We start from the raw sequence: 23,208 nt of genomic DNA, 5'->3' as shown, positions 1-23,208 counted from the left end.
CAACCTGGTAGAGCACTGGGATACCTATCTACAAACAGGCCTTTTTTCGATGGGCTTTTACGCATGTGGAATGGGCACGCCGCAGCCTAAGGCCTGCACACCCATTGGACATGTGCCGGGACGATGTCCGAAAAATGGAGGCGTTACGCCGCATGGATCGCGCACTGGTAGCTCCCACAATGTTGGCGTTGCATCCATGATTGCCCCCCGCCCTCCCATCCGCTATCACACCAGCCAGCAAGATTTCCCCCATCATGGAGCAGTCACATGGCCGCCAATCAATACGTCTACCACATGCAGGGTGTCTCCAAGACCTACCCCGGTGGCAAGAAATGCTTTGAAAACATCCACCTCTCGTTTCTGCCCGGCGTGAAAATCGGTGTGGTCGGCGTCAACGGCGCCGGTAAATCCACCCTGATGAAGATCATGGCCGGCCTCGACAAAGACTTCACCGGTGAGGCCTGGGCTGCCGAAGGCGTGCGCGTCGGCTATTTGCCGCAGGAGCCCAAGCTCGATGAAAATCTCACCGTGCGGGAAAACGTCATGCTGGGCGTGAAGGCGAAAAAGGACATCCTTGACCGCTATAACGAGCTGGCGATGAACTACTCGGATGAGACTGCCGCCGAGATGGCCGAGCTGCAGGACGTGATCGACGCGCAGGACTTGTGGGATCTCGACAGCCAGATCGATGTGTCGATGGAGGCGCTGCGCTGCCCCCCTGACGATGCCGAGATCGCCAATCTTTCGGGCGGTGAAAAACGCCGGGTGGCCCTGTGCAAACTGCTGCTCGAAGCACCCGAAATGCTGCTGCTGGATGAACCAACCAACCACCTGGATGCAGAAACCATCGCCTGGCTGCAACAGCACCTGATCGACTACAAAGGCACCATCCTGATCGTCACCCACGACCGCTATTTCCTGGACGACATCACCAGCTGGATCCTTGAGCTCGACCGTGGCAAAGGCATCCCCAACGAGGGCAACTACTCTGACTGGCTGGAGCAAAAAGCCAAGCGTCTGAGCCAGGAAGCCCGCGAGGACAAATCCAAGCAAAAGACGCTGGAACGCGAACTCGAGTGGATGCGTCAGGGTGCCAAGGCACGGCAAGCCAAATCGAAGGCCCGGATCAACGCCTATAACGACCTGGCAGAACAGTCAGAGCGCGAAAAACTGACCCGCGCGCAGATCGTCATCCCCAACGGCCCGCGTCTGGGCAACAAGGTGATCGAGGTCGACGGCATCTCGAAACACTATGGCGACAAGCAGCTGGTCGAGAACCTGTCGTTTGATCTGCCGCCCGGCGGTATCGTCGGTGTGATCGGCCCCAACGGTGCGGGTAAATCCACCCTGTTCCGCATGTTGACCGGCCAGGAGCAGCCCGACGAGGGCAGCGTTTCTTATGGCGACACAGTCAAACTGTCCTATGTCGACCAGTCGCGCGACGATCTGAAAGACAATGAAACCGTCTGGGAAGCGATTTCTGGCGGTGCCGAGATCATTGAACTTGGCGACGCGCAGGTGAACTCCCGCGCCTATTGTTCCTCGTTCAACTTCAAGGGCGGCGATCAGCAAAAACCGCTGAACCTGCTGTCGGGTGGGGAACGCAACCGCGTCCACATGGCGCGTCTGCTGAAAGAGGGCGGCAACGTGCTGCTGCTCGATGAACCGACCAACGATCTGGACGTGGAAACCCTGCGTGCGCTCGAAGACGCGCTAGTGGATTTTGCCGGCTGCGCCGTGGTGATCTCTCACGACCGTTTCTTCCTCGACCGGATCTGCACCCATATGCTGGCCTTTGAAGGCGACGCCCATGTGGAGTGGTTCGAGGGTAACTTTGAGGACTACGAGGAAGACAAGGAACGCCGCCTCGGGGCAGATGCGCTGGAGCCTAAACGCCTGAAGCACAAGAAGTTTGTGCGGTAGAAATTCTAAGCCCCGCCTCTTGGCGGGGCTTTTTTGCTTGGAAAGGTATTTTGCATGCCAACAGGACGATCTGTACGACTTTTCTTAGCGGAAGGGACGCCCACAGGGATTCTAACTGCCGAAATCGTCAATTGGACAGGTCATGTCCTCTCAGCTCCACGCACCCGCCTAGAAACGGCACTAAAGCGAAGCGAATTGAAGAAGACAGGTATATACATCCTTTATGGGTCGCCTTTAGACGCGGACCTTCCCATGGTTTACATTGGTGAAGGAGATGACATCTCCGCACGACTATCAAGCCATTCAAGGGATGATGACAAAGCTTTTTGGGAACGCTTCATCGCTGTCACAAACAAGGATATGAACCTTACAAAGGCCCATGTGAAATACCTAGAAGGCCGCCTTATTACCTTGTTGAAAGAGGCCAAGAAGTCCAAAGTAACAAATAAGACTGACCCGAATTTTGATAGGCTTCCGGAGGCCGATATTTCAGATATGGAGTCATTTCTTGAGCAACTGCAGCTGGTTTTACCAGTGGTCGGCGTAGATTTCTTTAGAAAAGTCCCATCTTCTCCAGCTGGAAACTTCGTGGCAGATTCTGCCGAAGCCCCAGCCTTTACGATCCAGCATAAGCGGAAAGGTATTTCAGCCACTGCCAGGGAAATTGAAGGCGAGTTCGTTGTGCTTGCTGGTTCAACAGGCGATCTCAAGGAAGCCGCATCTTTTCATGAAAGATTGAAAAATCTAAGGGACCAACATCTAACCGTTGGGAAAATCTCTAAGGTCGGCGATCAAACTTTTGAATTACTAGAAGACATTGCATTCTCCAGCCCGAGTGCTGCCGCTGTTTTTCTTTTCGGGACTTCACGCAATGGGCGGACTGATTGGCAGGTTCAAGGAAAGACTTTGAACTACGGAGAATGGAAAGAACACCTTCTGAAAGAGTAAGTCAGTTAGCTGGACCAGCCGACCAATAAAAGGCCCGCGTCTGACCTTGGGGAGGTGCGAATGCGCCTTCGTCGTGCTGGAAGCATGCCACGGGCGCGACGGGAAGGTCAGGTGCGGCCCGCCGCCCTGCATGAAACCTTCCCCAAATCACCCGAAAAGGCCCCGCTTTTCACCGCTTGGCCGTATGCCCTCCCTAATTTGAACAAAATATTAATCATTACTTGCTGTATTGAATGGGCCACGTCGCGCTAAATTTAGTCTGCGGTTTTGAGTTGAGGGAGTTTGTGTCATGGCGTTTGCAAGCATCATCCTGGGATCCTTTGTGGGCCTTGTTTCGGCCACTGCCGGTCTTGCCGTCTTTGATCTGCACATCTGGCAGGGGCTGCTGCTCTATTCTGCCTCAGGTACTCTGGTTGCTGTTCTGGCCATTCTTGCCCTGTTGCTGCGCAACGGTCCGCAAGACAGTGCACCGAACAAGGCGCAAACCAACCGCGGCCAGACCAACCGCGGCCAAGGCACGGCCAAAGTCACCCCGGCGACGACCTGAACAGCACCTGACCTAACGCCTCAAGAGACGTCTCCCTCAGGTTGCTTTCCTACCTAAAAGCAGCGCCCAACTAAGCTTTAGGATAGGCGTTATACCTTTTGGGAGTGATAGTAAGACGGGAGCAAATGCTTCATCCTTGACCCCAATCACCGGTTTGGTGAGCAATTGGGTGGGCAAGGGGAGTGACCGTTTTGGCTTGGCTAAGCGCAGGCATTGGGGCGATCGTCGCAGTTCTAGCAACAGTGATTGCCAGCATCATATTCGGCTTCCCACTATGGCTCAGTCTTTTGCTTTATCCGGTCTTTGCCATCTGCATGTCCACAATCATGTTCACGGTATTCGTCCTGCGCTCAGTACAGGACGTGGCCCAGGAAACGACAATGGCCACAGCCGAGCCCGAAGGGTCTGACGGGGTGTATTCAACGTCGCTTTGAGACGTGGCCGCACAGGCAGTTGCATACCACCAGCTACGCTAAAATCCCATCAATGCTGCCACTTTGCACTTCTGACACTCTCGCTCCGAAAACTCGCCCCCTGCGACTGCCCCCGGGACCTCAACTTCTGTCAAAGCGCTTTGACCCAACCGGTGATCTGGCCTTCGCGCAGAGCCCCTGACTGGCGCTTTTTCTCTTTGCCACGTTCAAAGGCCACCAGCGTCGGGATCCCTTTGATCCGGTAGCGCGCGCCTGTGGATTGGTGTTTTTGCGTGTCCAGCTTGACCAGCCGTGCCCGCCCCGCCAGTGATTTGGCGGACTTAGCAAACTCCGGCCCCATCATCTTACAGGGGCCACACCATGGCGCCCAGAAATCCACTACCAGCGGCAAGTCGTCATTTTGTGCCGCCTTTTGCAAAACAGCAGGATCCACATCCACAGGTCCGGACGGCATCAAAGGGGCACCGCAACTGCCACATTTCGGACCCGAGGTGAGTTTCTCCTCTGGCACCCTGTTCAATTGCGCACAGGACAGGCAAGTGAGGGTTTTTGCACCCATGAGACATCTCCGATCATATTCCTCGATCACATTGATCAACCTGCATATAAACCCTGCCCTAGCCCATGCAAGGGCCCCGCCCCCGGTCATCCTGCCCTGAACCGGCCGCCCTGCAACTTGACCTTGGGCGTCTGGCTTCGCAGACTGGTGCTACTCAATGTTCCAGAATATGAGGCTCTTAATGATTAACCGCCGCACCTTTACCGCTAACGCCTTGGCAGTCGGCACGGTTGCTGCCGCCTCCGGGTTTGCCGTTCCCGCGCAGGTTCAGGCAGCAAACGAAGAGGGATTTGACCCCACGCCACAATTTGTCCGCATCAAGAAACAGTATGAACCCGGTGAGATCCTGATCCTGCCGCAGTCCTACTATCTGTATTTCGTCACCGAAAAGCGCAAGGCGGTGCGATATGGGGTCGGCGTTGGTAAGGCCGGGCTGGAGTTCACCGGCGAGGCGGTCATCCAGCGCAAGAGAGAATGGCCCAGCTGGCGGCCAACAGCCGAGATGATTGACCGCAGTCCGGGCAGCTACAGCCGCTTTGTCGACAATCGCTATGTTCAACCCGGCGGGCCGGAAAACCCCTTGGGTGCGCGGGCACTGTATCTGTACCAAAACGGCATCGACACCTACTTCCGCATCCATGGAACCAATCAGCCAAAAACAATCGGATCCTCAGCTTCGAATGGCTGTATTCGCATGCTGAACGACCATGTTGTCGATCTCTATGAACGGGTTCCTGTCGGCACCAGAGTGACGGTCCTTTAGAGTTCTGCGCAGATATCCGGCAGCCCTCTTTCGGGGCAGTCACGGAGCGGTGCCAGAACCTGCGCAAAGAGAGTACACTGCGAATTTTTCTTGCGCGGGGCTCTCTTCTGTCCAATGCTGTCATCGCAAGGTTACGAAATGGCGGTACCGTTCCCTACCGGCGCGGTCATCCCCATGGGTTTGACCAGCCCTGCTATCGCATGCTGCGGGCAGAGAATTGAGAGAAGACTAGGAGAAGAGACGATGGCCACAGGCACCGTCAAATGGTTCAACACTACCAAAGGCTTTGGTTTTATTGCCCCCGATGATGGCGGCAAGGACGTATTTGTTCACATTTCCGCTGTTGAGCGGTCCGGCCTGACCGGCCTCGCAGACAATCAGAAAGTCAGCTACGAGATGCAGCCCGGCCGTGACGGTCGTGAATCTGCAGTTGATCTCGCACTACTGTAAACCGCCAAACATTGCTCGCCTGCGAGCCCTATCTGGCGGCCCCTGTTTGGGGCCGCTTTTGCTTTTGGCCCAGCCGTCGGCGTTATGAATTGATGCTTTGAGTTGCTGGATCCCGCCAGAATGACGGCGCCGGTTATCCGCCGGTCTTGATCCGACTGGCGAGCTCAGCAACCATCGGGCCCAGAGCCGCAACATTCAGGGCGACACCCTTGGCATTGGGGTGAATATTGTCGGGTTGCATATAGGCTTGAGCCTGCGCCGGATCGCTGCCGGCAACGGCACGAATACCGGCAAAGGCATCACTGTGCAGCAGACTTCCGAATTCATCCGCCAATGCGCTATAGATCGCATCAAAGCGCGCCTTGTATTCTGGCCCGTAGTTGCCCGGCGCCTGCATGCCCACCAGCAAGACAGCAACATGCCGCGCCTGGGCCGCCATCATGATCTGGCGCAGATTGGCCGCTGCCTGATCCGGCCCTAACCCGCGCAAAAGGTCATTGCCCCCCAGCAACACGATCAACCCCTGCGGGTCATCCGCCAGCGTCCAGTCGATCCGCGCCGCGCCGCCTGCAGTGGTATCCCCAGACACCCCGGCATTTACCAGCGCCACATCAAGCTGCTGATCCTGCAGCCAGGCCTCCAGCTGGGGCACCAGCCCTTCGCCCTGTGGCAGGCCATAGCCCTGAACCAGACTATCGCCAAAAACGGTGATCCGAAGGGTTTCGGCATGCGCTTTGCCGCCCATGAAGACAGCCACACTGGTAAAAATAAAAAAACCCAACAGGGTCCAAACCTTGTGCATCGCCACAAATACTCCATATCGGAAAGATTGCATTCAACAGGCGCGGCATAATGACAAAGACATCCCCACCCGTTCTTCACCTCAAAGATGCGTCTTTGACGCTGAATGGCAATACCGGACCGGTGCGAATTCTTCAGGATATCTCGCTGGATGTCGCCAAGGGAGAGACGCTGGGCCTGATCGGCCCCTCTGGGTCGGGCAAATCCTCGCTGCTGATGCTGATGGGCGGGCTGGAGCTGGCAACCGGCGGCCATATTTCGGCGCTGGGGCAGGATCTCACCACCATGAACGAGGACGCACTGGCGCGGTTTCGCCGTGATCACATGGGCGTCGTCTTCCAAAGCTTCCATCTGATCCCGACCATGACTGCGTTGGAAAATGTCGCAACACCGCTGGAACTGGCAGGCCGCAGCGATGCCTTTGACATCGCCCTGGCAGAGCTCGAGGCCGTGGGTCTTGGCCATCGTGCCGGGCACTTTCCGGCGCAACTCTCTGGCGGTGAACAGCAGCGCGTCGCCCTGGCCCGCGCCTTGGCGCCGCGCCCCGCAATTCTGCTCGCGGATGAGCCCACAGGGAATTTGGATGAGGCAAATGGTGCCGCTGTAATGGATCTGCTGTTTGGGCTGCGTGACCGGTCCGGCGCGACCCTAGTTATGGTCACCCATGCACCCGAGCTCGCCGAACGCTGCGACCGTGTGGTGCGCCTGCGCGATGGCCGCCTCGCAGATACCGTTTCTGCCGCAACAACCGAGGCGGCCGAATGACCCCCTCGTCGCTGCGTCTGGCCTGGTGTTTTGCCCTGCGCGAATTGCGCGGCGGTCTCAAAGGGTTTCGTATCTTTCTCGCCTGTCTCGCCCTTGGTGTGGCCGTCATCGCCGCCATCGGCTCCATCCGCGCCTCGATCGAGGCGGGACTGACACAGGAAGGCGCAAGCCTTTTGGGGGGCGATGCGGAAATGACCTTCACCTATCGTTTTGCCAATGAAGAAGAGCGCGCCTGGATGGCCTCCAAGGCCGGTGCCGTATCGCAGGTGGTCGAGTTTAGATCCATGGCAACCCTGGGAGAGGAACGCGCCCTGACGCAGGTGAAGGCTGTGGATACCGCCTATCCGCTGGCAGGCACACTCAAGCTGCAGCCGGATATCTCACTGGCAGATGCGCTGGCCGGAAATGGCTCCCTGCCCGGTGTTGCCATGATGCCGGTTCTGGCTGATCGCCTTGGCCTCGCCCCCGGTGATACTGTGCGCTTTGGCACCCGCGATTTTGTTCTGATGGCCACCATCACGGCTGAGCCCGACGCTGCTGCCTCCGGCTTTGCGCTGGGGCCGCGCACATTGGTTGCCCTACCCGCACTCGAAGGCTCTGGCCTGCTGGCACCGGGCTCACTGTTTTCCACCAAATACCGGCTGACGCTGCCTGCGAATGTCGATCTGGATAGCCTGCAGGCCGAGGCCCGCGCCCAATTCGAAGACAACGGTATGCGCTGGCGCGATGCCCGCAACGGTGCGCCCGGCATTGCCACCTTTGTCGAACGTCTGGGTGGTTTCCTGGTACTGGTTGGGCTGTCTGGTCTGGCCGTGGGCGGGGTTGGTGTTTCTGCCGCCGTGCGCGCTTACCTCGCGACCAAGACCGAAACCATCGCCACACTGCGCACCCTGGGCGCGGACCGTCAGGTGATCTTTGTGACGTATTTCCTACAGATCGGCGCTTTGACGCTTCTGGGGGTCTTCATTGGTCTGGCCCTCGGCGGGCTGGGGCCGGTTCTGCTTGGTCCACTGATTGCGGCGCAGCTGCCCTTTCCGGCCGTCTTTTCGCTGTATCCTTCTGCACTGGTTGAAGCAGCCCTCTATGGCTTCCTCACCGCTTTCATCTTTGCGCTTTGGCCCTTGGCCCGCGCCGAACGCATCCGCGCGGCTTCCTTGTTTCGCGGCGCCTTGGGCGAGGTGAGCCGCCTTCCCGCCCTGCGCTACATGCTGGCAACCGCACTGGCACTGGCTGCCCTGGTGGGATCTGCTGCCTGGTTTTCCGGATCGGCACAGCTGACGCTCTGGACGGCTGGCGGCCTGATAGGTGCGCTGCTGGTGCTGCTAGTTGCCGCCCTTGGCCTCGGCTGGCTGGCCCGGCGTGGATCACACATCGCGCGCGGACGCCCCGCCCTGCGTTGGGCGCTGGCCGCCATCGGCACCTCGCGCGATGGGGCCGTACCTGCCGTTCTGGCCCTGGGCCTGGGGCTTTCGGTGCTGGCCGCCATTGGCCAGATCGACGGCAATATGCGCCGCGCCATCGCAGGGAACCTGCCCGATGTGGCACCCTCATACTTCTTTGTTGATATCCAGCGCGACCAGATGCCCGCCTTTTTGCAACGTGTCGAAAACGACCCCGCCGTCAGCAAGGTCGAAAGTGCTCCGATGTTGCGCGCCGTCATCACCAAGATCAACGGCACCCCCGCACAGGAGGTCGCCGGCGATCACTGGGTGGTACGCGGCGATCGTGGCGTAACCTATGCCGCCGCCCAGCCCAAGGGCACCGAGGTCGTGGCTGGCAGCTGGTGGGCCGAGGACTACACCGGCCCGCCCCAAGTCAGCTTTGCGGCTGAAGAGGCCGAAGAGCTGGGGTTGTCGCTGGGCGACACCATCACGCTCAACGTGCTGGGGCGCGACATTCAGGCCGAAATCACCAGTTTCCGCAATGTGGATTTCTCCACCGCCGGTATGGGCTTTGTCCTCACTCTAAACGAGGCTGCCCTGGCCGGAGCGCCGCACAGCTATATCGCAACGGTCTATGCAGAAACCCAGGCAGAGGCGCAGATCCTACGGGATCTGGCCCGCGAGATGCCCAATATCACTGCCATCCGGGTGCGCGATGCCATCGACCGGGTGTCGGATATCCTGCGCCAGCTGGCTGCCGCCACCAGCTATGGCGCTGCGGCGACCCTGCTCACCGGTTTTTTGGTCCTGCTGGGCACCGCCGCCGCAGGGGAGCCCGCCCGCCGCTACGAAGCAGCCCTGCTGAAAACTCTCGGGGCGCCCCGCGCGCGCATCCTTGCCAGCTTTGCGCTGCGCTCGATCATTCTGGGCGCAGGCGCCGGTCTGGTCGCGCTGAGCGCCGGCATCGCCGGAGCCTGGGCCATCAACGTCTATGTCTTTGAAACCAGCTATGTGGTGATTTGGCCAAATGCTATCGCTGTGATCTCTGGCGGCATTTTGACGACCTTGCTGGCGGGGCTGGTCTTTGCCTGGCGGCCACTGGCGGCTCGTCCGGCCCGCATTCTGCGCGCCCGTGATTAGGGGTTTATGGCGCGACACGAACCCAGATAAAACAAACCCAGGCGCATCAAAGCCTGGGTTTGGACGATCAAAAGACCGCAAGAAATCATTACTGAAAGGGTCGAACTACCGAGTGCCGCAGGCCACAGGTTGCAAGATACGCATCAGATCATGGTTGTCGCAGACCAGCGATTCCAATGTGATATCATCCAGTGAAGCATAAAAAGCCTGCGCTGCATCCGCCAGTGCCAGCCGCAACCGACAGGCATCCGTCAGCGGGCATGTATTATCGGCATCGGCGAAACACTCCACCATCGGCAAGGCACCTTCGACATGACGAAACACATCACCGATCTGGATCTCCGCAGGCGCACGCCCCAGGCTCATCCCGCCGTTGCGCCCCCTTTGAGTATGCAAATACCCAAGCTGGCTAAGCTGGTTGATCACCTGTGCCAGATGGTTTTCCGAGATATTGCAGCACTCGGCAATTTCGGATTTGGTCACCAGACGGCCCGCGTTCGCCGCGCAATACATCAGCAGGCGGACGGCGATATTGGTCCTTTTGGTAATGCGCATGGCTTAGCTCCCGCAACAGTTAAGGTGGTCTCTTATTGCACGGGTCAACAAAAAGCGGTTTGACATACATCAATTGGACAAGCTTCAAAAAACGGAATGGCAGCACAAATGGCAGCACAGACGATGAGCACCCCCTACTTCTTTGGCTATGGCAGCCTGGTGAACACTGCGACCCATGACTACCTGGATCCGCAACCCGCCCGCCTGCGCGGCTGGCAACGCAGCTGGTGCCATACGGGCCTGCGCGATGTTGCCTTTCTCACAGCGGTTCCGGCCCCCGAGCAGGAAATAGATGGCTTGATCGCCGCCGTCCCGGGTGCCGATTGGCAGGCACTGGATGCCCGCGAATTCGCTTACGACCGGGTCCCGGCCAGCGCTGCCGTGCAACACGGCCTAGACCAGACAGCCGAAATCTCTGTCTATGCAGTGCGGTCCAGCCACCAGGATCAGGGCAGTCTGCGTCACCCGATCCTGCTCAGCTATCTGGATGTGGTGGTTCAGGGCTATCTGGAGGTTTTTGGTGAGACCGGCGTAGCGGATTTCTTTGCCACAACGCAGGGCTGGGAGAGTCCGATCCTGAATGACCGCGCCAAGCCCCGCTACCCGCGGCATCAGCGCATGTCCGCGACCGAGACAGAACTGGTAGATCACCACCTTGCCTTGCTCGAGGCCCGCATCCTCGACTGAAGGCGCCGTTTCTAAGGTTCACTGTTGAAAGCTCAGTGTTGAAAGCTTAGCCCGGCTTGCCACCGCCGACCGCGCCGGGCTCCGCCCGGCGCTGGGCCCAACTGTGTCGTCCCATTCTTTGAATGGGGCAGAACAGGCGGGAGCCCCACCGGTACGTTTCAAGTTACGAAAAAAGGCGACCCCGTGCGGGGCCGCCTTCCATATTTCCTGCGTCGGCAATGGATACCGATTTCCTAAATCATCCGCGAGCGCGGACGACTTCCATCAGTGCTAGAAGCGCGCTCATGTCGGGACCACGTTCGCGACCACTGACCGCCTTGCGTAGTGGCATGAACAAACCCTTGCCCTTGCGGCCGGTTGCCTCTTTCACTGCAGTGGTCCAGGTTTTCCAGCTGTCACCGTCGTAGGGACCTGCCGGCAGCAGCGCCATGGCTTCGGCGATGAAGTCCTTGTCTTCCTCGTCGACCAAAGGCTCGGCACCATCACGGCACAGCTCCCACCAGCCCGCCAGATCCTTCAGCGTGGTGATGTTTTCTTTCGCCATGGCCCAGAAATCCGCCTGCTTTTCAGCCGGAACGCCCAGGGCCTCCACATGAGATTTCACATCCTCCAGCGACAGCGACTGCAGATAGCGCGCGGTCAGCGGATAGAGATCCTCGACATCGAATTTGGTCGGGGCCGCACCAAAACGGTTGATGTCAAAGCCCTCGATCAGCTCTGCCATCTCGCCGCGCACTTCCACCGGATCGGACGAACCAAGACGCGCCATCAGGCTGAGCAGAGCCATCGGCTGCACGCCTGCTTCGCGCAGATCACGCAGCGCCAGGGTGCCAAGCCGCTTGGACAGCGCTTCGCCTTGTGGTCCGGTCAGCAGCGAGTGATGGGCAAATGCGGGCACAGTGCCACCAAGCGCCTTGATGATCTGGATCTGGGTCGCCGTATTGGTCACATGGTCCGAGCCACGCACAACATTGGTCACGCCCATCTCGGTGTCATCCACCACAGAGGCCAGCGTATAGAGAAACTGACCATCGCCGCGGATCAGCACCGGATCCGACACCGAGGCCGCATCAATCGAGATATCGCCCAGCACACCATCGCACCACTCAATGCGCTCGTGATCCAGCTTGAAGCGCCAGACACCATTGCCACGCTCAGCGCGCAGGGCGGTTTTTTCATCTTCCGACAGTGCCAGGGCGGCACGGTCATAGACCGGAGGCTTGCCCATGTTGAGCTGCTTCTTGCGCTTCAGATCCAGCTCGGTCGGGGTCTCGAAGGCCTCGTAAAAGCGACCGATGCGGCGCAGCTCATCTGCGGCGGCGACATAACGCTCCAGCCGCTCAGACTGGCGCTCGATCCGGTCCCAGGTCAGGCCAAGCCATTCCAGGTCCTGTTTGATGGCATCGACATATTCTTCTTTCGACCGCTCAGGATCGGTATCATCGATGCGCAAAATAAACTCGCCGCCAGCCTTGCGGGCGATCAGATAGTTCATCAGCGCGGTGCGCAGGTTGCCTACATGGATATAGCCAGTGGGCGATGGGGCAAAACGGGTGGTGGTCATCACATGTCTCCTGTTGCCTTGCCCATCTCACATGGGCGCGGCTTTGTCCAGTTTTGCAAGCCATGGCCCTTTGTATCCGCCCCCCTCAAACCGTCAACAAAGTCTGCGCTTCTGTCTATGATGCCTTTACCAATTTCCGATGGTGTAGCGCGGATCAGGGGCTCGTTTTTTCAAGCACTTTTTTCAAGCACACAGTTGCGTGAAATCCGCATCAAACAGCTTGGTTTTATGCCATGCTGAGCTAAGCTCACAACCGGCAAGCAAGACACCACCAACTGCACAAGCTAAATTCCTGGCAAACTTGGAAACGCCACTAAACACGAAAGCCTACCCATCGCGCCCCTGCAGAGAGGACTTCTCATGACACTGAAATTTACTCGCCGAACCGCCCTTGCCGCCGCTGCTGCCCTCCCCCTGGCCGCAACCGCCCGCAGTGCCAGTTCCGCCAGCTCTGCGGGTTCAAAAGCCCCGGCATCTCATACGCGCAGCTTCAAACTTGGTAGCTTTACGGTGACCGCCCTTTTGGACGGCAGCCGCCCTGTGGGGGACTCCAAGGCCATTTTTGGCGGCGGGGCAAGTGATGCAGAATTCGCCGAAACCTCGGCGCAGAATTTTATTCCGACCGATCAGGCGCAGTTCTTCTTTACGCCGACACTGGTGGATACCGGCAAAGAAAAGATCCTGTTTGATACCGGTCTGGGTCAGGGCGGCATCCAGATGGCCCTCGCTGAGGTTGGTCTGACACCGCAGGATATCGACGTTGTGGTGATCACCCATATGCACCCAGATCATATTGGCGGCATGACCACGGATGGGGCGGAAACCTTCTCCAAGGCCCGCTATGTCACCGGCCGTCAGGAATATGATTTCTGGCACGCACAAGACGAAGGCCATCGCATTGGCGATCTGATGGCTCAGAAAGTGACGCCTTTTGCTGAAAAGCTCTCGTTTCTGGAGGACAGCGGCACAGTCGCGTCGGGCATCAATGCCATGGCCAGCTTTGGGCATACCCCGGGCCATATGGGATATATGCTGGAAAGCGACGGGCAGCAGCTGATGCTGACAGCGGATCTGGCCAACCACTATGTCTGGTCCTTTGCCCATCCTGAATGGGAGGTCAAATTCGACATGGACAAAGAGGCGGCAACCACATCACGTCGCAAGATACTCGACATGCTGGCCAGCACGCGTACGCCGATGATCGGCTATCACATGCCCTTCCCGGCTGCCGGTTTTGTGGAAACACGGGGCTCCGGTTTTCGCTTTGTGCCGGTGAGCTATCAGATGATGGGCTGAGCCCCATAGATCAACTGATCCGGGTACAATTGCACCACTGCCCGGTCAGCTTTTCAGCCAAAACGCGACAGGCGGAACGCATGCGGGTCCACCACCGGCGCGTCGCCAGTGACCAGATCCGCGGTCAAACGTCCTGCAGCCGGGCCAATGCCAAAGCCATGGCCGCTGTAACCGGTGGATATGAACAGGCCTGGCAGATCATCCACCTGTGAAATCACCGGCACCGCATCTGGTGTCACATCAATCAATCCGCCCCAGCTTTGCACGACGTCGACGCCCTGCAAGACCGGAAAGGCTTTCTGCGCGGCTTCCAAGCCCTGCTTGATAGCCTTTTGTGAGGGTGCAGGATCCAGCACCCGTGTTTTTTCAAACGGAGTGGTCTGATGCGGCGACCAGCGTCGGTCCTGGCTGGCCTCTTCGCGCCAGCGCCCCGACAGACGGAACTGAAGCGACCGCCATTCCTGCAGATAGCTGGGCAGGAATTTCAGCCCCAGTCGCAGGCTGTCAGGCACCAGATCCACAATGTTTTCAGTGCCATTGGCGATGGTATAGCCCCCATCCAGTCGCTTGCGCAGCGAAAACCCGTCGGTCCAGATCGCCGTCTCCGGCCCCCCCTGCACCGCCGAGGTGCGAAGAACGGAATTCAGCACTTTTAACTGCGGCAGCGATACCCCCGCATTGCCCAAGAACAGACGTGACCAGGCGCCACTAGCAACAACCACCGCCGAACAAGCCACCCGGCCCCGTTCGGTCATCACACCACTGATGCGCCCGGCTTCGGTCTCGACCGAACGCACGGCGCATTCTGTCATGATCCGCGCGCCCGCCGCCTGTGCTGCCGTGGCAATCGCATGGGTTGCCAGCTGAGGCTCCGCGCGGCCATCCAGTGGCGTATGATACCCGGAAATCACCTTGCCCTGGTGGCCCGGCATAACCTTTTGCAACTGTTCGCCACGCAGCATTTGAGCAGGAAGATCCATTTCCGCAAGATGCGGTGCCCAGGCTTCCAGCTTGGCCTCGTCGCGGGCGCGCTCTGCGGTATAGACGATACCCGAGCGCTGGTATCCGGTTGGCTGACCGGTGCGGGCGTCCAGACCTTCCCAAATCTTCATCGCCTCAACCATCAGCGGCAATTCACGCGGGTCACGCTGTGAAATGCGCACCCAGCCCCAGTTGCGCGAGCTTTGCTCACCGGCAATCTGGCCCTTTTCACAAAGCAGAACGGAATGGCCCCGCTCGGCAAGTTCGAGCGCGGTGGAAGCACCAATGATGCCACCGCCGATAACAACCGCATCGACGCGTTTGGGCAGAGCAAGATCGGCTTGGAAATGAGGCAGCTTAGGTCCAGGCATGCGCAGGTCTATGCCGCGCCATGCGCCCTGGGTCTAGGGGACAAAACCGCGCTCCGGACCCTGGGGAACAAAATGTGATTTTTGAGACGCATCATTACGCTTTTCAGCCTCAAGAACACAGAAAAAAACCTTTTAAATCAAATGAAAAACCCTCATTCGCACCGAAAGGGGATGCCGTTTCGTCACAGGAAATTCTTAACTGCCATCGCGAAAACGATTGACAATTGGGTAGCGACGATCAAGCCAGAAGGCCCGCGGCGTCAGCCGGGCACCCGGGGCGGATTGAAAGCGCTTGTATTCACTGATGTAGATCAGATGTTCGACCCGTTTGACTGTTTCGCGCGCGAAACCTTTGGCGACGCAATCCGCAATCGAGCCCTCCTGATCCACCAGAATATCAAGAATCGCATCCAGTTCGGGGTAATCCGGCAGGCTGTCGCTGTCTTTCTGATCATCGCGCAGCTCGGCGGTGGGCGGCTTGTCGATCACATTGGGACGAATGACCTCAGCAGCCGGACCCATCATCCAGGGAAGGTGATTGGCATTGCGCCAGCGGCAGGTTTCAAACACGCGGGTTTTATACAGATCCTTGATCGGGTTGTAGCCGCCATTCATGTCGCCATAGATGGTGGCATAGCCCACGGCGACTTCGGATTTATTACCGGTGGTCAGCAGCATCTCACCAAATTTGTTCGACATCGCCATCAGCAAAAGCCCACGCAGGCGGGACTGGATGTTTTCCTCGGTGACGTCTGCTTCGCGCCCGGCAAACAGCGGCGCCAGCGTATTGGTGATGGCACTGCGTCCCTCCGAGATCGGCACATAGTCGTAGTGCACGCCCAGCGCCTTGGCCACGGCTTCGGCATCGTCGAGCGATTCCTGGCTGGTATATTCCGACGGCAGCATCACACAGCGCACATTGTCGGCGCCAAGGGCATCGACGGCGATGGCGGCAACAATGGCGGAATCCACCCCACCGGAAAGCCCCAACAGCACTTTTTTGAAACCGGTCTTGCCCATGTAGTCGCGCAGGGACTCGACCATGACGCGGTAGTCTTGCTCCCATTCATCAGGCAGATGCGCTTTTTCTCCCTCAACCGCGCGCCAGCCCTCGGAGGTGCGTTCCAGATCCAGCTGGGTAATCGCCTCGTCAAAGACCGGCATCTGCAACGCTAGGGCACCATTAGGCTGCACCACGAAGGTGCCGCCATCAAAGACCTGATCATCCTGCCCGCCCACCATATTGAGGTAGATCACCGGCAGGCCAGTCTCGACCGCACGGGCCACCATGAAATTCTGCCGCACTTCCATCTTGTTGCGAAAATAGGGCGACCCATTGGGGATCAACAGAAATTCGGCGCCGGTCTCCTGCAGCGTTTCCGCCACATCAGGATGCCAGCCATCCTCGCAAATTGGGCTGCCGATCCGGGTGTCGCCGACAGCATAGGGCCCACCAAGAGGGCCGGCATCAAAGATCCGCACCTCGTCAAAAACCGTCTCATTGGGCAGGTGATGTTTCAGGCAGCGCGAGGCGATTTTGCCATCCTTGAGGATCAGATAGGAGTTATACAGCTTGCCATCTTCGGCCCAGGGGCAGCCGATTGCCAAGGCTGGTCCTGAGGCGCAATCAATCGCCAGCTGCGCCGCTGCAGCCATGGCAGCCTGATGGAACACCGGCTTCATCACCAGATCCTGGGTATTATAGCCAGTCAGGAACATTTCGGGCAGCGCCACCAGATCAGCGCTTGCTGCAAGCCCGGCCTGCCAGGCCCTGCGCGCCTTGGCGGCATTGCCGACAATATCCCCAACCGTGGGATTCAACTGCGCCAGTGTCACGCGGAAACGATCTGCCATATTGCACATGCCCTTTGCAAAACTTCTTCCCTGTCGTGTATCAGATCATCAGCCAAGGAAAAGGGGCGAGCGCAAAAGACATTGCGACAAGCTTTGCGCTCGCATAGTTTCCCAGCAAGTAACCCATTCGCAGAAGCAATCCCCCACCCGCCCCAAAGGTGGTTCGGGGCAGATAGAGGTTTTCATGGCGGTTCACATGTCGATTTACATGACTCGTTTCGGCACCACCCTTGCAACACTCTGCGTTCTGGCCCTGGCGACTCCTGCCCGGGCACAGGATGACAAGGTCATCACCAGACAGGATGAAATCGGCGGCGTCTATGAGGGCACCTTCAAAGGCGGGCTGCAGCATGGCACCGGAACCTATAAGCTGCCCAATGGCTATGAATACTCTGGTCAGTGGATCGATGGCGAAATTCGCGGCACCGGTGTGGCGCGCTTTCCCAACGGGTCCGTCTACGAGGGTGAATTCGCCAAGGGCAAACCCGAAGGCCTCGGCAAAATCACCCTGTCGGACGGCGGCACCTACGAGGGTGAATGGCACGACGGTGTGATCAATGGTCAAGGCGTTGCCATCTACGCAAACGGCGTGCGCTACGAGGGAAACTTTGTTGACGGGCAGCACCACGGCAAGGGCGTGATGCAGAACCCCGGCGGCTATGAATACAATGGCGACTGGATCGAGGGCCGCAAAGAAGGCGAAGCCACGATCACCTATCCCGACGGGGCCAGCTACACCGGTGCGATTGTGGACGGCGAGCTGCACGGGACAGGCCTTTTGGAGATGCCCGACGGGCTGCGCTATGAGGGCGGCTGGGCCAACAACCAGATGCATGGGACCGGCACCCTGACCCAACCCAATGGCGACACCTATACGGGGCCTCTGGATCAGGGACGCCGTCAGGGCATCGGCCTGCAGACGCACGCCAACGGCGACACCTACGAGGGCATGTTCGAAGACGACCTGCGCCATGGCACCGGCACTTTCACCAAGACCGATGGCTATACCTACACCGGCGACTGGCTGGCAGGCCAGATCGAGGGTGAAGGCCGCGTCACCTATCCCGACGGATCGGTCTATGTCGGGCAGTTTCAGGACGACCTGTCGCATGGGACAGGCAAGATCACCTACCCCGATGGCTCCACCTATGAGGGCGATTGGATTGCCGGAGTCATCGAAGGTACCGGCACCGCGACCTATGCCAATGGCATCACCTACACGGGGGCGTTCAAAAATGCCCGCAATCATGGCCAGGGCGTGATGACCGACGCCAGCGGCTACCGTTACGAGGGCGGCTGGCAGAACGACAAACGCCACGGCCAAGCAACAGTCACCTACCCAGACGGCTCAATCTATGTAGGCGACTTTGCCGACAACCAGCGCCACGGGCAGGGCAAGATCACCATGCCCGGCGGTTTTGTCTATGAGGGCGAATGGCGCGAAGGCAAGATCAGCGGCAAGGGGACAGCGACCTACGCCAATGGCGATGTCTATGTTGGCAATTTCGTCAATGGCAAGCGTCAGGGCCCTGGAACCATGACCTATTCCACCGGTCAGGAAACCAGCGGCACCTGGAACAATGGCGCGCTGGACGCAACTGAAGGGAATGCGACTGATGGCACGGCTGACGGCGAGACAGCCGACACCGGCGACACTCCGGCGGCGGCAGCGGGCAACTAATTCCGGCAGCCGTCCCAATACCTGCCTCACCACCTGGCCGCACCACCTGGCATTGTTGATCTGAGGTGGCCCCTTCCTTTTGCTTTCCTTTTGCTGCCAGATTGCTGGCAGAGGTGGCGGCTCGCCTCAAAGAAGTCTGCAGTTTGGGCGCAATTCCCTCTTTTCATTCACCGGTGCCTCTGTATAAATCGCCCCATGACAGTTTACGCAGATATCCCAATGACCGACGCCGCTCCTCGCGGCGCGTCTCTGCGTGGCCTACTGCTCCTAATCCGCCTCTGAGCGTGCCTTTCGGCGCGTCCGCTCAGAGGAGGAGGTTTGCGCGCCAGGAAATGTACCCAAAGACATGCAGCCCCAGAACTATCGCGGCACATGCATATCGGACAGAGCAAGAAAGTTACTGAAATGACCAATATCATTGATAAAGATCGCGTGCTGATCTTCGACACCACCCTGCGCGATGGTGAACAAAGCCCCGGCGCCACCATGACCCATGACGAAAAGCTCGAAATTGCCGAGCTGCTGGATGATATGGGTGTCGACATCATCGAAGCCGGCTTCCCGATCGCCTCTGAAGGTGATTTCAAAGCTGTGAGCGAGATTTCTGAGCGGTCAAAGAACGCGGTGATCTGTGGACTGGCGCGCGCCAATTTCAAGGATATCGATCGCTGCGCCGAAGCGGTGCGCAAATCGGCCCAGCCGCGCATCCACACCTTTATCGGGACCTCAGCGCTGCACCGCGCCATTCCCAATCTCTCGATGGATGAGATGGCCGACAAGATCCACGAGACCGTCACCCATGCCCGCAATCTGGTGGACAATGTGCAGTGGTCGCCGATGGATGCCACCCGCACCGAATGGGACTACCTTTGCCGGGTGATCGAGATCGCCATCAAGGCCGGTGCCACCACCATCAATATCCCTGACACTGTCGGCTATACTGCTCCTGCGGAAAGCGCTGATCTGATCAAACGCCTGATCGAGACGGTTCCTGGCGCGGATGAAGTGATCTTTGCCACCCATTGTCACAATGACCTTGGCATGGCGACCGCCAACTCGCTGGCGGCTGTCGCAGGTGGCGCACGTCAGATCGAATGTACCATCAACGGTCTGGGCGAACGCGCCGGCAATACCGCGCTCGAAGAGGTGGTGATGGCGCTGAAAGTGCGCAATGATATCATGCCTTGGAAGACCGGCATCGACACCAAAAAGATCATGCATATTTCGCGGCGCGTTGCCACGGTTTCGGGCTTTTCGGTGCAGTTCAACAAGGCCATCGTCGGCAAAAACGCCTTCGCCCATGAAAGCGGCATCCACCAGGATGGCATGCTCAAGAACAAAGAAACCTTTGAAATCATGCGTCCCGAAGACGTGGGCCTGTCCGGCACCTCGCTGCCGCTTGGCAAACACTCGGGCCGCGCGGCGCTGCGCGATAAACTCTCCACTCTGGGGTTTGAGGTTGGCGACAACCAGCTCAAAGACCTGTTTGTGCGCTTCAAGGAACTGGCCGACCGCAAGAAGGAAGTCTTTGACGACGATATCATCGCGCTGATGCGGTCTGGTGAGGATGCCGAAAACGATCATCTGCAGCTGGTCTCAATGAAGGTTGTCTGCGGCACCGGCGGCCCTGCTGAGGCCACCGTCGAGATGGAAGTTGATGGCGTGGATGTTACCGAGATTGCCGAGGGTGACGGCCCGGTTGATGCGACCTTCAAGGCGATCCGCAAGATCTACCCCAACACCGCCCGCCTGCAGCTTTATCAGGTGAACGCGGTAACAGAAGGCACCGATGCCCAGGCGACTGTTTCTGTCCGGCTGGAAGAAGACGGCCTGATTGCTACGGGTGAAAGCGCCAATACCGATACGGTCGTGGCCTCGGCCAAGGCCTATATCAACGCGCTAAACCGGGTCATCGTGCGCCGCGGCAAGGTCGGCGAAGGTGCTGATACCCGCGAGATCTCCTACAAAGACGTGACCTGACGCCGCTCCACGAGATGCAATTTCTCTGACTGCGGCCCCGTCAGATGGTTCCCAAGCAAGCCGCCCGGTCCTGATCCACAGGAGATGGGCGGCTTTTTCTTGGGCTGGTGGTACTTTGCGATGCGGGCTGTTGAGCCTCAGCTCGTCAGGCGTTTACGCCATCGAAAGACCCCTCTGCTATGCTGGTTCTTTATGCTCCTCTCGTGATCGGCGTTCGGCATGCCCCTGACCAGCTCTCACAAAATCCCACCTGCGGCTTTTGACAGAAATCTGTATGAACCGCTCCTGAAAAGTCGGAAGTTTCAGGATGTTCTGGCAACACTGCAGCCTTTGGTGGCCGGTGGCCCGCCTGATCCCGGCTTGCTCGATCTGGTTGCTGATTGCTATTTCGGTCTTGAACGCGCCGATCGCGGCATCGAGGTTCTGGAGGCTATTGTCTCAACCTGGCCTGACAATCTGGCCGCCTGGGGTAAGCTCGCGGTACGCAGCCTGCAAAATGGCAACAAGCCCCGCGCAGCACAGGCCTTCGACACGATCCTGTCGCACACACCCAACTCAGCCCTGACCCTTAGTGCACTCTATCGTGCCGCGCCCTATGCCTGGGACAGCTCCTACAGCGCACGGTTGCGTCAGCTCATAGCTGCGGGCAATCTTACCCAGACTGAATTGGCGAGCGTCAACAACACCCTCGGACAAGTCGCCTTCTCTTCTGGACATACTGACATCGCGTTCCAGTATTTTCAGGAGGCAAAAAACGCGACCTCCGGCCAGTATGATCCGGCAAAAACCGCCGCCAAGGTCACAGCGCAGGCGCAGGCCTTCGACCCCGCACGGCTCCCTGAGGTTCCCATCACCGGCGACACTGCCCAGCCTCTGTTTATCGTCGGTCTGCCCCGCTCTGGCACCACGTTGTTGGAATCCATGCTGAACGCCCACCCGGACGTGACCACAATTGGCGAAAGCCCCGCCTTGATCGAATCCCGCAAGGCGATCCAGACCTATCTGCGCCAGCACAACGCAGTCGCGCAGGACTGGAGCTGGTGCAGCGACACCGATCCCGCTCTGGCCCGCGCCGGGCGCAATGCCTATCTGGCGCATCTGTCTGCGCAGGAAGCCACAGCGCCCCGAATTTCCATCGACAAACTGCCGCAGAATCTGTTTGAGATGGGCTATGCCCGCATGATCCTGCCCGAAGCCCGGTTTATCTTCATGATGCGCCATCCGCTGGATATCGGCCTGTCGCTGTTCACCACTAATTTTCACGAGGGGCACGCCTACAGCAAGGATCTGCGCTGGATCGGCCATTTCATCCGCGCCAACTACGATTCCCTCATCGACTACATTCCAAAACTGGGCGGACGCCTGCAGCTGCAATCCTATCGCCAACTGGTCGAACACCCCGAAGCCCAGATGCGCGCCCTGCTGACCCGCCTTGATCTCGACTGGGATCCTGCCTGCCTGACACCGCAAAGCACCAAGGGCCTAGTCAAAACCGCCTCGCTGACGCAGGTCAGACAGGGCATAAACCGCTCCGGGCTGGACAAATGGAAACCCTTTGAAGCCCAGCTGGCCCCCTTGATCGAGGCTCTGGGCGGCTGGGACTGGATCAAGGCATGGGAGGCGCAAGACGCCGCATTATCCACCCCCTAGTCAGGCCCATTCGCTACGTTCAGGCAGGTATAATCCCCGATACCTGTGCAGCATCAATCGACGCCAACACCTGATCTATTGCAGATCGGCAAACAATCTGTCCAGCCGCGCACATTCCGCATCCGCGCCATAGGGGGCGTTGACCAGAAACATGCCCGACCCAATCATCCTGTGCCCTTCGCGCGCGGGCGGAAAACGCACTTCGTGGCGGATCGCCCCAGGCAGGTTTTGCTGTTCCAGCGCCTTGAGCATGGCACCATGTGCACCATCCTTGAGGATCGGATACCACAGCGCGATGATCCCGACGTTCCACTTGCGATGCAGTGCTGCGATAATGCCGGGAATTCGGTCATAGTCGCTTTTGATCTCATAGCTTGGATCAATAAGTAACAGCCCACGACGTGGGGTTGGGGGCGCCAGCGATTGCGCCATCTCGAAGCCGTCCTGCAGATAAAGCTTGGCGCGACGCCATGGCAGCGCCGTACGCAGGGCGGCATGTTCACCGGGATGCAGTTCGGCAAAATGCAGACTGTCGCTGTCGCGCAGCAGGCTGGCCGCAATCAGGGGAGAGCCGGGATAGGCGGTTTCGCCATGCTCTGCCCGGCAGTCCGCCAGTGCGCGCATCAGCGGATGCTCCGGGTCGAGGCTGGCTTTACCAAGGATCCGGTCGATACCTGCCGCCGCCTCACCGGTTTTCACCGCCTCGGGCGCATCCAGATGATAAAGGCCTCGCCCCGCGTGGGTCTCGATATAGCTCACCGGTTTGTCCTTGCGCGTGAGGTAGGACAGCATCCAGGCCAAGAGCGCGTGCTTTTGCACATCAGCCAGATTTCCGGCGTGATAGATATGTTGATATGACAGCATATGCGCCCTCTAG

20 protein-coding genes are annotated in these 23,208 nt (G+C 58.8%); 13 read left to right on the top strand and 7 right to left on the bottom strand.

What is annotated here, in order from left to right; genetic code table 11:
- Positions 1-267: 267 nt before the first annotated feature.
- The 4 genes from ettA (at position 268) to PH5382_RS13715 (ending at position 3,852) form a co-directional block, all read left to right on the top strand.
- Positions 268-1,923 carry an energy-dependent translational throttle protein EttA gene (gene ettA, locus PH5382_RS13730; RefSeq protein WP_058334961.1) on the top strand — a complete coding sequence of 552 codons (1,656 nt, stop codon included), beginning with the start codon at positions 268-270 and terminating at the stop codon, positions 1,921-1,923.
- 54 nt (positions 1,924-1,977) lie between these two features.
- On the top strand, positions 1,978-2,871 hold the full coding sequence (locus PH5382_RS13725) for a GIY-YIG nuclease family protein (RefSeq protein ID WP_058334960.1): 894 nt from the start codon (positions 1,978-1,980) through the stop codon (positions 2,869-2,871).
- Between the two features lie 289 nt (positions 2,872-3,160).
- Positions 3,161-3,418 carry a hypothetical protein gene (locus tag PH5382_RS13720; RefSeq protein ID WP_058334959.1) on the top strand — a complete coding sequence of 86 codons (258 nt, stop codon included), beginning with the start codon at positions 3,161-3,163 and terminating at the stop codon, positions 3,416-3,418.
- A 182-nt stretch (positions 3,419-3,600) separates the two neighbouring features.
- A complete protein-coding gene (locus PH5382_RS13715) occupies positions 3,601-3,852 on the top strand; it encodes a hypothetical protein (RefSeq protein WP_058334958.1) in 252 nt (83 codons plus the stop codon).
- 130 nt (positions 3,853-3,982) lie between these two features.
- Here PH5382_RS13715 and trxA read toward each other — a convergent pair whose 3' ends face one another.
- A complete protein-coding gene (gene trxA / locus PH5382_RS13710; protein ID WP_058334957.1) occupies positions 3,983-4,411 on the bottom strand; it encodes a thioredoxin in 429 nt (142 codons plus the stop codon).
- A 181-nt stretch (positions 4,412-4,592) separates the two neighbouring features.
- Here trxA and PH5382_RS13705 point away from each other — a divergent pair, with 181 nt between their 5' ends.
- Both PH5382_RS13705 and PH5382_RS13700 read left to right on the top strand, forming a co-directional pair.
- Positions 4,593-5,174, top strand: a complete 582-nt coding sequence (locus PH5382_RS13705) for a L,D-transpeptidase (protein ID WP_058334956.1) — start codon at positions 4,593-4,595, stop codon at positions 5,172-5,174.
- Between the two features lie 243 nt (positions 5,175-5,417).
- Entirely contained in the window at positions 5,418-5,624 is a 207-nt protein-coding gene (locus PH5382_RS13700) for a cold-shock protein (protein ID WP_058334955.1), read from the top strand.
- A 133-nt stretch (positions 5,625-5,757) separates the two neighbouring features.
- Here PH5382_RS13700 and PH5382_RS13695 read toward each other — a convergent pair whose 3' ends face one another.
- On the bottom strand, positions 5,758-6,369 hold the full coding sequence (locus PH5382_RS13695; protein WP_231751879.1) for an arylesterase: 612 nt from the start codon (positions 6,367-6,369) through the stop codon (positions 5,758-5,760).
- A 107-nt stretch (positions 6,370-6,476) separates the two neighbouring features.
- Here PH5382_RS13695 and PH5382_RS13690 point away from each other — a divergent pair, with 107 nt between their 5' ends.
- Both PH5382_RS13690 and PH5382_RS13685 read left to right on the top strand, forming a co-directional pair.
- A complete protein-coding gene (locus PH5382_RS13690) occupies positions 6,477-7,190 on the top strand; it encodes an ABC transporter ATP-binding protein (protein ID WP_058334953.1) in 714 nt (237 codons plus the stop codon).
- The gene (locus PH5382_RS13685; RefSeq protein ID WP_058334952.1) at positions 7,187-9,712 is read left to right on the top strand and encodes an ABC transporter permease; all 2,526 of its coding nucleotides are present in this window, start codon (positions 7,187-7,189) and stop codon (positions 9,710-9,712) included. Before PH5382_RS13690 ends, PH5382_RS13685 begins: the two co-directional genes overlap by 4 nt.
- Before the next feature lie 105 nt (positions 9,713-9,817).
- Here the strand turns inward: PH5382_RS13685 and PH5382_RS13680 are convergent, their stop codons facing one another.
- A complete protein-coding gene (locus PH5382_RS13680) occupies positions 9,818-10,267 on the bottom strand; it encodes an RrF2 family transcriptional regulator (protein ID WP_058334951.1) in 450 nt (149 codons plus the stop codon).
- Positions 10,268-10,363: 96 nt separating this feature from the next.
- Here PH5382_RS13680 and PH5382_RS13675 point away from each other — a divergent pair, with 96 nt between their 5' ends.
- A complete protein-coding gene (locus PH5382_RS13675; RefSeq protein ID WP_231751878.1) occupies positions 10,364-10,954 on the top strand; it encodes a gamma-glutamylcyclotransferase family protein in 591 nt (196 codons plus the stop codon).
- A gap of 238 nt (positions 10,955-11,192) precedes the next feature.
- Here the strand turns inward: PH5382_RS13675 and gltX are convergent, their stop codons facing one another.
- On the bottom strand, positions 11,193-12,518 hold the full coding sequence (gltX, locus tag PH5382_RS13670; protein WP_058334950.1) for a glutamate--tRNA ligase: 1,326 nt from the start codon (positions 12,516-12,518) through the stop codon (positions 11,193-11,195).
- Positions 12,519-12,878: 360 nt separating this feature from the next.
- Here gltX and PH5382_RS13665 point away from each other — a divergent pair, with 360 nt between their 5' ends.
- Positions 12,879-13,814 (top strand): MBL fold metallo-hydrolase, encoded by a 936-nt coding sequence (locus tag PH5382_RS13665; RefSeq protein ID WP_058334949.1) that lies wholly within the window; start codon positions 12,879-12,881, stop codon positions 13,812-13,814.
- Between the two features lie 53 nt (positions 13,815-13,867).
- On the opposite strand, the gene PH5382_RS13660 is transcribed toward PH5382_RS13665, so the two are convergent.
- Together PH5382_RS13660 and PH5382_RS13655 are read right to left on the bottom strand one after the other, a co-directional pair.
- Complete coding sequence (locus PH5382_RS13660; protein WP_058334948.1) at positions 13,868-15,166, bottom strand: NAD(P)/FAD-dependent oxidoreductase; 1,299 nt, start codon at positions 15,164-15,166, stop codon at positions 13,868-13,870.
- Between the two features lie 195 nt (positions 15,167-15,361).
- Complete coding sequence (locus PH5382_RS13655; RefSeq protein ID WP_058334978.1) at positions 15,362-17,020, bottom strand: NAD+ synthase; 1,659 nt, start codon at positions 17,018-17,020, stop codon at positions 15,362-15,364.
- 208 nt (positions 17,021-17,228) lie between these two features.
- On the opposite strand from PH5382_RS13655, the gene PH5382_RS13650 reads away from it, so the two are divergent.
- The 3 genes from PH5382_RS13650 (at position 17,229) to PH5382_RS13640 (ending at position 22,331) form a co-directional block, all read left to right on the top strand.
- The gene (locus PH5382_RS13650) at positions 17,229-18,701 is read left to right on the top strand and encodes an MORN repeat-containing protein (protein ID WP_197410049.1); all 1,473 of its coding nucleotides are present in this window, start codon (positions 17,229-17,231) and stop codon (positions 18,699-18,701) included.
- A 405-nt stretch (positions 18,702-19,106) separates the two neighbouring features.
- Positions 19,107-20,681: a 2-isopropylmalate synthase gene (locus PH5382_RS13645; protein WP_058334977.1), complete on the top strand. Its 1,575-nt coding sequence runs from the start codon at positions 19,107-19,109 to the stop codon at positions 20,679-20,681.
- A 219-nt stretch (positions 20,682-20,900) separates the two neighbouring features.
- Positions 20,901-22,331, top strand: a complete 1,431-nt coding sequence (locus tag PH5382_RS13640) for a tetratricopeptide repeat-containing sulfotransferase family protein (protein WP_058334946.1) — start codon at positions 20,901-20,903, stop codon at positions 22,329-22,331.
- A 75-nt stretch (positions 22,332-22,406) separates the two neighbouring features.
- Here PH5382_RS13640 and PH5382_RS13635 read toward each other — a convergent pair whose 3' ends face one another.
- The gene (locus PH5382_RS13635) at positions 22,407-23,195 is read right to left on the bottom strand and encodes a 23S rRNA (adenine(2030)-N(6))-methyltransferase RlmJ (protein WP_058334945.1); all 789 of its coding nucleotides are present in this window, start codon (positions 23,193-23,195) and stop codon (positions 22,407-22,409) included.
- Positions 23,196-23,208: the final 13 nt, after the last annotated feature.

The organism is Phaeobacter sp. CECT 5382 (assembly GCF_001457775.1).
Lineage (GTDB): Bacteria > Pseudomonadota > Alphaproteobacteria > Rhodobacterales > Rhodobacteraceae > Pseudophaeobacter.
The sequence above is the reverse complement of the archived record's forward strand: the minus strand, read 5'-3'. Positions and strand labels throughout refer to the sequence as shown.